This is a genomic window from Tianweitania sediminis (assembly GCF_017813335.1).
Lineage (GTDB): Bacteria > Pseudomonadota > Alphaproteobacteria > Rhizobiales > Rhizobiaceae > Tianweitania > Tianweitania sediminis.
The window spans coordinates 25,689-33,990 of the sequence record NZ_JAGIYY010000015.1 but is presented as its reverse complement, the minus strand read 5'-3'; the positions used below and the strand labels follow the sequence as shown (position 1 = coordinate 33,990).

7 protein-coding genes and 1 pseudogene are annotated in these 8,302 nt (G+C 61.4%); 2 read left to right on the top strand and 6 right to left on the bottom strand.

The features are described from left to right. Positions 1-199: 199 nt before the first annotated feature. The 4 genes from J5Y06_RS22630 to J5Y06_RS22615 all read right to left on the bottom strand — a co-directional run bounded on the left by J5Y06_RS22630 (position 200) and on the right by J5Y06_RS22615 (position 4,651). Entirely contained in the window at positions 200-1,633 is a 1,434-nt protein-coding gene (locus J5Y06_RS22630) for a sulfate adenylyltransferase subunit 1 (RefSeq protein WP_209337482.1), read from the bottom strand. Beyond that, complete coding sequence (gene cysD / locus J5Y06_RS22625) at positions 1,633-2,580, bottom strand: sulfate adenylyltransferase subunit CysD (protein ID WP_209337481.1); 948 nt, start codon at positions 2,578-2,580, stop codon at positions 1,633-1,635. The genes J5Y06_RS22630 and cysD overlap by 1 nt, the downstream gene beginning before the upstream one ends. Further along, entirely contained in the window at positions 2,577-3,335 is a 759-nt protein-coding gene (locus J5Y06_RS22620) for a phosphoadenylyl-sulfate reductase (protein WP_209337480.1), read from the bottom strand. The genes cysD and J5Y06_RS22620 overlap by 4 nt, the downstream gene beginning before the upstream one ends. Positions 3,336-3,742: 407 nt before the next feature. Then, complete coding sequence (locus tag J5Y06_RS22615; protein ID WP_209337479.1) at positions 3,743-4,651, bottom strand: DMT family transporter; 909 nt, start codon at positions 4,649-4,651, stop codon at positions 3,743-3,745. Between the two features lie 131 nt (positions 4,652-4,782). Between J5Y06_RS22615 and J5Y06_RS22610 the strand changes: the two genes are divergently transcribed. Both J5Y06_RS22610 and J5Y06_RS22605 read left to right on the top strand, forming a co-directional pair. Next, a complete protein-coding gene (locus tag J5Y06_RS22610; protein WP_209337478.1) occupies positions 4,783-5,673 on the top strand; it encodes a LysR family transcriptional regulator in 891 nt (296 codons plus the stop codon). Between the two features lie 230 nt (positions 5,674-5,903). Further along, positions 5,904-6,383 (top strand): annotated as a pseudogene (locus J5Y06_RS22605) (IS91 family transposase); the annotation flags it as partial. Between the two features lie 497 nt (positions 6,384-6,880). Here J5Y06_RS22605 and J5Y06_RS22600 read toward each other — a convergent pair. Next, positions 6,881-7,552 carry a 3-oxoacid CoA-transferase subunit B gene (locus J5Y06_RS22600; protein WP_209337477.1) on the bottom strand — a complete coding sequence of 224 codons (672 nt, stop codon included), beginning with the start codon at positions 7,550-7,552 and terminating at the stop codon, positions 6,881-6,883. After that, positions 7,549-8,283 (bottom strand): 3-oxoacid CoA-transferase subunit A, encoded by a 735-nt coding sequence (locus J5Y06_RS22595; RefSeq protein ID WP_209337476.1) that lies wholly within the window; start codon positions 8,281-8,283, stop codon positions 7,549-7,551. Before J5Y06_RS22595 ends, J5Y06_RS22600 begins: the two co-directional genes overlap by 4 nt. Between the last annotated feature and the right edge of the window lie 19 nt (positions 8,284-8,302).

Here is an 8,302-nt window from a genome sequence, read left to right as displayed (position 1 = left end):
GCCGCCGGCGGGATCAGGAACGGAGCGGCAGCACGGCCCAACCTCGTGCGTCGCCTTCGCGAGATCTCTGGCGGTGCTATGATCCTGCTGGGCCTGGGATTAGCCTTCGCCAAACGTCCTAGCCCCTAATCGGAAATCGACTTTCCTCGCTTAGCGGATTAGGTCCCGTCATCCTGCCGGACTTGCGACGCAGCTGCAGCTAGCAGCGGGCGAGAACCTCGATTTCCTTGCGGTACTCCGCGAGTTCCGGAATAGCGAAAATGCGCTCCACCAGACCGGACGGCATGGACACCGTCATGCGCGTCGAAGTTGCCGCATCCGGCTGCGCGAGATCGATGACCATTCCACCAGCGATCGTGTTGTTGGTTTGGGGATCAATTAGCACGAAGGCGCCAAGCCCCGAGCAGTCCTCGAAGCGGTCGAACAGTGTTTCCTCATCGAACTGCAGCACGACCTCGCCAATCGAATTCAATGGCAGTGTCGCTGCCTGCTGCCATGCGCCGGTTGCCAGGTCGAGCGCAGACTGCACCGTGATCCTGGCCGAACGCAGTCGAGCGCCGGACTTCACGAGGATGCGGCTGTTGTTCATGAGCCCCCCACCCTGGAGCGCAATGACCTTGGCACGAAATGCACGTGCCCGCATTGGTGGCGCATCGGCTGCCGCAAGGATGTCGCCGCGGGCCGCATCGGTCGCACGATCGAGCACCAGCGTCACCGCCTCACCTGCACTTGCTTCCTCCAGATCGCCATTGAAGGTCACGATGCGCAACACGCTCACCGTTTCGCCTGAGGGATGCACGGTGATCCGATCCCCAACAGTGACCTCGCCTGCCGCGATGGTGCCTTGGTAGCCGCGGAAACCTTCCGAGGGACGCGAGACACGCTGCACCGACATGCGGAACGGCAGGCTGGATTGATCGCGCTCCTCCGCCCCTTCCAGTGCTTCGAGAAGCGTAGGGCCGCGATACCATCCCATCGCACCCTTCGCGGATGCGACCACATTCTCACCTTTCAATGCCGACACCGGCACTGCAGTCAGGGCAATCCCCGCGAGATCGGACGAGAAGGCACGGAACTCAGCCACGATCCGCTCGAACACGGCCTGGCTGTAGTTCACGAGGTCGATCTTGTTGATGGCGAGAATCATCTGCCGGATACCCATCAGGTGGCAGATAGTGGCGTGGCGACGCGTTTGTTCCAGAAGACCGGCGCGTGCATCGATCAAGAGAACTGCGACGTTAGCGGTTGAGGCGCCGGTGGCCATGTTGCGGGTATATTGCGTGTGGCCCGGCGTATCAGCGACGATGAAGGCGCGGCGGGGCGTCTGAAAATAGCGGTAAGCGACGTCGATCGTGATCCCCTGCTCCTGCTCGGCCTTGAGGCCGTCTAGCAAAAGTGCGAAGTCCGGAAGGTCGAGATCGTTCTGCCTCGAGCCGCGTGCAAGCAACGTTGCGCGGTGATCCTCGGCAACAGATTTCGTGTCCCAAAGGAGACGGCCGATCAGGGTCGACTTGCCGTCATCCACGCTGCCGCAAACCAGGAAGCGCAGCCGCAGCGTGTCGGGCAGAACCGAGCGCGAGGGCTGCTCGACGGCTGAAACAGGTTCAAAGGGAAGGATCTGGCTGGCAGGCATCAGAAATAGCCCTCCAGCTTCTTCTTCTCCATTGAATGGGATTCATCCTTGTCGATGGCACGCCCCTGCCGCTCGGAGGACCGAGACGCGCCGATTTCGGCGATCACCTCGTCGAGATTAGTTGCCATGGAGCGGATGCCGCCGGACAACGGGAAGCAGCCCAGCGTGCGGAAGCGGATCAGGTCTTCCTGAACCACCTCGCCGGGCTTCAGCTCAAGCCGTGGATCTTCGGCCAGGATGATCATGCCGTCGCGCTCGACGAAGGGTCGACGCCTTGCGAAATAAAGATCAACCAGCGGGATCGCCTCAGCCTTGATGTACTGCCAGACATCGAGCTCCGTCCAGTTTGACATCGGGAAAACGCGCACGCTTTCCCCCTTTGCGATGCGGCCGTTATATAGATTCCAAAGTTCCGGCCGTTGATTGCGGGCGTCCCACTGATGGTTCGCCAAGCGGAACGAGAAGATGCGCTCCTTGGAACGCGACGCATCCTCGTCACGCCGCGCGCCGCCGAAAGCAGCATCGTAGCGGCCTGCGTCGAGCGCCTGGCGGAGCGCCTCGGTCTTCATCACGCTGGTGAAAAACGAGGAACCGTTCTTAAGGGGGCTGAGCCCCTCGCTCGTCCCCCGCGGGTTGGTGTGGACATGAAGGTCGAGGCCGAGTTCACGCGCCGTCTGATCGCGGAAGGCGATCATCTGCGTGAACTTCCATCCCGTGTCGACGTGGAGCAGCGGAAAAGGGATCCGTTCCGGAAAGAAAGCTTTGCGCGCCAGGTGCAGCAGGACCGAAGAATCCTTGCCGATCGAGTAAAGCATGACCGGGCGCTCGAACTCGGCCGCCACTTCGCGGAAGATATGGATCGCCTCGTTTTCCAGCGCCTGCAAATGGCCGGACATGCGCCGCTCCAAAACAGGAGCGCCGGTTTTCAGACGTGCAACTGCATTCATGATGAGAGAGCCTGTGAAGAAGGATGCTGGACAACCCGCGAAGTGCCCGGTTTGACGTGGAGCCCGCATTCACGGGTGAGATCCTGTTCCCACCACCAGCGCCCGGCGCGCTCGGGCTCGCCCGGCTTGATCGCGCGAGTACAGGGCTCGCAACCAATCGATGGATAGCCGCGCGCATGCAGCGGGTTCAGCGGCACCTCATGCTGGGTAGCGTAGCGCTGCACGATCTCCAGGTCTGCGTCGGCAAGCGGATTGATCTTCAGGATGCCGCGGGCTTCATCAAACTCGCAGAGCTGCGCATCGGCTCGGGCACCGGACTGGCCACGCCGAACGCCGGTGATCCAAACGGAGACACCCTGGAGGGCGCGGGAAAGCGGCGCCAGCTTGCGAAATTGGCAGCAGGCGTGGCGCGCTTCGACGCTGTCGTAGAAGCCGTTCACGCCATAGGCGGCCGCATACTGGATGGCTTCGCTGTCTTGCGGGCGGAAGCGCTCGATCGTCAGGCCGTAGCGCGTTTGGGTCACGTCAATCAGCTCCAGCGTTTCGGGAAACAGACGGCCGGTCTCAAGCGTCGCCAGCTCAATCGCCGCCCCGCTGCGCGCAATGGCAGCTGTGATGACCTGATCCTCGATGCCGAGACTGGTTGTGAAGAGTTTTCGTCCCGGGAGCCGCGACACGGCAAGAACACGGCCCTCCAGGTCAAGTGGCTGCAAAAAGGTAGCGAAATTGCTGTCGTCGACAGTGGCGGTGTTCATGCCTCTACGGTAACGCTCGACACGCTCCGGACACAGAAAGGAAGCACTCTTTCAAAGTACAAGAGGCGAAAATTCGTGCCGGTTAACCCGCATGGCCGAAATGAGCTCGTCCGCCGACGGCTGACCTGCTGTCGCCGTGCATGGCTGCGAATACCGTTTCGTTCTTCAGCAGAAGGTCAGCGTCCATACACAGGTCCTCCGCTTGTGCCCAATGCTATACAGGAGAACCAACTCGGCGGTCGGTCAGCCTTTTAGGTTCCACGCGAATTCCGACTGGCGCCAGCCCTTCGCCTCAGGCGGGAACGGAACCGAGAGCGGACGGTCTGTTCCAGGTGTTTCATCGGAGGTGCTGACCGGCCGGCGACCGGCGGGTCAGCACTTTTTAACATGGATGCCACCGCCTTCCCTTACCGCCGGATGACAATGATCCCGGCAAGAGCGATGAACGCGATGCCGAGCATAGACGCGACATCAAGCTGTTCAGAGAACAGCACCACGCCCCACAGCACCGCAAAGGCGAGATAGGAGAAATCCCACGTGGATACGATCGAGGGTGGCGCCGACTGATAGGCAATGGCGGTTCCGACACTTCCGATCAGCATCATTGTGCTCAAAAGCAGGATGAGGGTCCACTGCCACGCCTCCATCGGAAGCCATTCGCCCGTGAACAGGCTTGGGGCGGCATCACCTGCGCTCAGGCTTGCCAGACTTGCTCCGCCTCCAAGGACGATCGCGATCAGGTTGAAGATCAGCGCGAGGACGAGTGCGTTCTCGGCTCGAGCCTTGGTGCGGGTCAGCACCATCGCCAGCGCGTAAAGGATGGCGGAGCCAAGGGGCATCAGCGCGTAGATGTTGAGATGTCCGGCTTCCGGCTTCAGCATCAGCAGCACCCCAAGAAAACCGATTGCCACTCCAAGCCAACCCGTCAGCCCGACAGACTCCCTGATCCAGAAAGCCGCGAACAGGGTGATGAACAGCGGTATGGTGTAATAGACCGCCGCTGCCATCGAAAGGTCGAGCCGGGGCAGCGACGCATAGTAGAGAAGCAGGCTGAGAAGCAGCAGGGCGCTGCGCAACGAAGCCCAAGCGGGCTTCACGGGCCGCAGTGGCACCTGCGGAAAGCGCCATATCAAGATGGCGATCAGCAGCGGCAGTGTCACGCATGACCTGAGGAACACGAACTGCGACAGCGGCATGGTGGCGATCGTCACCTTGATCATCGCGTCGGCCAGGGAAAGCGTCAGGTTCGTAAAGACCATTACGGCGACGGCGAAGTTCACCCTGTCCGCTTTTAGATCTACCTGACTGGCCGTCATTTCGGCTCCCGCTTCTCTTCTGCTGCCACTACCGTAGCTCGTAAAATCACGATCGATAATGTGGACAGTCTGGAAACACCGTTCAGAAAAGCGGATAGTGGGATGCGGCGGAGGATCGAACGGGAGCAGCTATGGACAGCGCGGACGACATGATCCTCCTGGCAGAGGTGGCGGAGACCGGCAGCTTCACGCAAGCCGGGCTGCAGGTCGGAATGCCGAAGTCCACCGTCAGCCAGCGCATTGCTCAGCTTGAAAGTCGATTGGGACTGCGGCTTCTGAACCGCTCCACCCGACACGTCAGCCTCACAGAGGCAGGTCAGGTTTACCTCGACTACTGCCGCCGCGTTCGGACCGAGGCCATGGCCGCAGCTATTGCAATGGGCAATCTGAGGGAGCAGCCAGTCGGAACACTCCGGATCACCTGTCCGGAAGTGACCGCAATCCATTTCATGCCGGGCTTCCTGCAAAGCTTTGCCATGGCATATCCCCGTATCTCAATCGAGTTGATCGCCACAAACAGGAACCTTGATCTCATCAAGGAGCGGATCGATTTCGCCTTTCGGGTGGGGGCCGTCACCGGGCAGGATTTGATCGTGCGGCGGCTCTCCTCGATCCGACGGATGCTGGTCGCAGCTCCATCCTATCTGGAAGCCAGCCCTCCACTGAGAGAGCCCAAGGATCTGCTGCTCCACCGCTGCCTGATACATGACGCGCAGCCGGAATGGGTGTTCATTGGGGGTGAGATGCGACACGCTCTGAGACCTCCAGCTGCCATGAAGTCGGACGTGATCAGCTTCCTGTTTCAATCTGCCGTTGCAGGTGGTGGAATAGCCCTTCTTCCGGCTTACGTTTGCGAGCCTGCCCTGAAGTTTCGCGGCCTCATCGAGCTACTCCCGGCATGGGAGATAACGCCATATGAGATGATGCTCGCCTTTCCCGCCTTGAAGAACCCCTCGCGAGCACAGTCGGCATTCCGTGATCACGTCGCTGGCTTCGACTTCTCGGCATTAAGAGGAGCATGAGTTTGTGGCCGACTTTGGTGTCAGCTTCCGGGTTCTTCGTCACCTAAAGCCGAACGTCTCCTTCCACCCAACGCTGGCCATTCCCAGAACCTAATCTTTTGTAGAAACAGCCTTTTGCACCCACTCTCGCCAAAAATCCCCACGAGCTGCCTCTCCCAAGTGGCTCAAGACCAACGAGCGGATGTGCAAGCGGTGCCGGGTCGGTGTAATCAGTCTGCCTCGGTCGACTCTGGGTCGTCTATGCCAAGGCGCCGTTCGCTGGACCGCAGGCGGTGCTCGCCTATCTGTCGCGTTACACCCACCGGGTGGCGATCTCGAACAGCCGCCTGATCGCTTTCGACCAGGACGGCGTCACCTTCCGCTACAAGGACTACCGCCGCGACGGCGCGGACCGGCAGCAGGTCATGACGCTTGCGGCCGACGAATTCATCCGCCGCTTCCTGATCCATATCCTGCCGCGAGGCTTCCATCGCATCCGGCACTACGGACTGCTGGCCGGCTCCGCCCGCAAGGCCAGCCTTGCGCTCGCCCGCCAACTCCTGAATGTCGCCGCTCCGCCCGATGAAGACAAACCTGGCGAACAGGAAGACTACCGCCCGCCGTGTACTTGCTGCGGTGGACGGATGATCGTCATCGAGGTGTTCGAACGCCGGAAACAGCCGCGCGGACCGCCGCACGCATCATCGGCCAACCGGGAGACCGACGCATGACCCGGCATGGCACGGTCGAGCCTATAGCCGCAGACGTTCCGCCTCCGGCAACGAACCCGCGCGCGGCCACGCAAATCGCTGACGCCGACATGGGTCTCCCCGGACGAGTTCCAGTCCGTCAATACCGCGCGGAGGCGCAACGAAGCGGCCTTTCCGCATCCATCCCGGCGCTTCCCAATGAAGGTCGCGCCACCGCAGACATCAGCCGCAGATTGAAATCCCCATAGGCCGAAGCCGGTCGCCCGCGGGTTCCTTCCTCGGGGACTTTCGTACGCCTGCCGGCGCCCGAAACTCTTCACGTCAGCGGACAGTCTGCTCCTACGCCGTAAGAAGGGGCAAGCCGCCATTCGGCTACCGCCCCAATACGCGGTGGCACAACCTGCCTGTCACCTACAAGAGCTGACATTGTTGGATAGGAGTAATACCGGGTTCATCAGTAGGACTGAGGTGCCGCACCGCAGCTAGTCAAAGGCGACCACGTGAACGCAATGCATGGATCAAAGCTCCGGCACAACAAGATCAGCAACGCGTCCATTTACTACGAGCTCGGCGCCGGTGACAGACTGCAGTTCGTCCAGCGACATGGCGGCGAGTTTTTCGCGCAGCACGAACCGCCCGCCCTGGATGTCGACCACGGCCAGGCTGGTGTAAACGCGCGTCACGCAGCCAACGCCCGTCAGCGGCAGCGAGCAGCGCTTCACGAGCTTGGGCTTGTTATCCTTGGTTGTGTGTTCGGTGATCACCACCACCTGCTTTGCGCCATGAACAAGATCCAACGCGCCACCCACGGCCGGCACGCCTTTTGGCCCCGTGGACCAATTGGCGAGGTCGCCGTTTTCGGCCACTTCAAAGGCGCCGAGGATCGCCATGTCGAGATGGCCGCCGCGCACCATGGCGAAGCTGTCGGCATGATGAAAGAAGGCCGTGCCCGGCAAAAGCGTGACCGCCTTTTTGCCGGCGTTGATCAGGTCCCAGTCTTCTTCACCGGCCGGGGGCGCTTCGCCAAAGCCGAGAATGCCGTTTTCGGTGTGGAAGATCGCCTGCCGTCCGGGAGGCTGGAACCGCGCCACCATTTCCGGCAATCCGATGCCGAGATTGACGTATGCGCCGTCGGAAATTTCCTGCGCCGCCCGCCAGGCGATCTGCGTTGCGGAAAGCTTGGTGCTCATGCGGCGACCTCCGGGAAATGGGCATTGGCGCGGTTGAGGTCTTCCTCCTGCGCGGGATTTGCAACCTCGACCACGGCTTGCACGAAGATGCCCGGCGTCACGACATGCTCCGGATCGATCGCGCCCGGCTTCACAATCTGCGACACCTGCACGATTGTGGTTGTTGCGGCCATGCACATCAGGGGATTGAAGTTTCGCGCCGCCTTGTTGAAGGTCAGGTTTCCGAGCGTGTCGCCAAGATGGGCTTTCACCAGCGCGAAATCGGCCTTGAGCCAGCGCTCGCGCACATAAGAACGGCCGTCGAACTCCTCCACCGGCTTGCCTTCGGCAAGTGCGGTGCCGAAACCTGCCGGCGTGTAGAAGGCCGGGATCCCCGCGCCGCCGGCGCGGATCCGTTCCGCCAGCGTCCCCTGTGGCACGAGTTCCAGCTCGATTTGTCCGGCCAGATAGCGTTCGGTAAAAACTCGCGGATCGGCCGAACGCGGAAACGAGCAGATCAGCTTGGCAACCATGCCGTGCTCGATCATGGCCGCCAAACCGACATGGCCGTTGCCGGCATTGTTGTTCACGATCGTGAGGTTCTTCGGCTGGCCCGTTTTCAGAAAGCGGTCGATCAGCGCGTGCACGAGCTCGATCGGGGCGCCCGAGCCGCCGAAGCCGCCGATCATCACAACGGCGCCATCGGCGATCCCGGCAACGGCTTCTGCGAGAGTGGGAAGCGTCTTGTTCATTGGGGTCCTTCCGGTTGCC

Excerpts from the sequence above, each read along its gene's own strand:
- J5Y06_RS22630 (WP_209337482.1), bottom strand. The coding sequence starts at position 1,633 with ATGCCTGCCAGCCAGATCCTTCCCTTTGAACCTGTTTCAGCCGTCGAG.
- cysD (WP_209337481.1), bottom strand. The coding sequence starts at position 2,580 with ATGAATGCAGTTGCACGTCTGAAAACCGGCGCTCCTGTTTTGGAGCGG.
- J5Y06_RS22620 (WP_209337480.1), bottom strand. The coding sequence starts at position 3,335 with ATGAACACCGCCACTGTCGACGACAGCAATTTCGCTACCTTTTTGCAG.
- J5Y06_RS22615 (WP_209337479.1), bottom strand. The coding sequence starts at position 4,651 with ATGACGGCCAGTCAGGTAGATCTAAAAGCGGACAGGGTGAACTTCGCC.
- J5Y06_RS22610 (WP_209337478.1), top strand. The coding sequence starts at position 4,783 with ATGGACAGCGCGGACGACATGATCCTCCTGGCAGAGGTGGCGGAGACC.
- J5Y06_RS22600 (WP_209337477.1), bottom strand. The coding sequence starts at position 7,552 with ATGAGCACCAAGCTTTCCGCAACGCAGATCGCCTGGCGGGCGGCGCAG.
- J5Y06_RS22595 (WP_209337476.1), bottom strand. The coding sequence starts at position 8,283 with ATGAACAAGACGCTTCCCACTCTCGCAGAAGCCGTTGCCGGGATCGCC.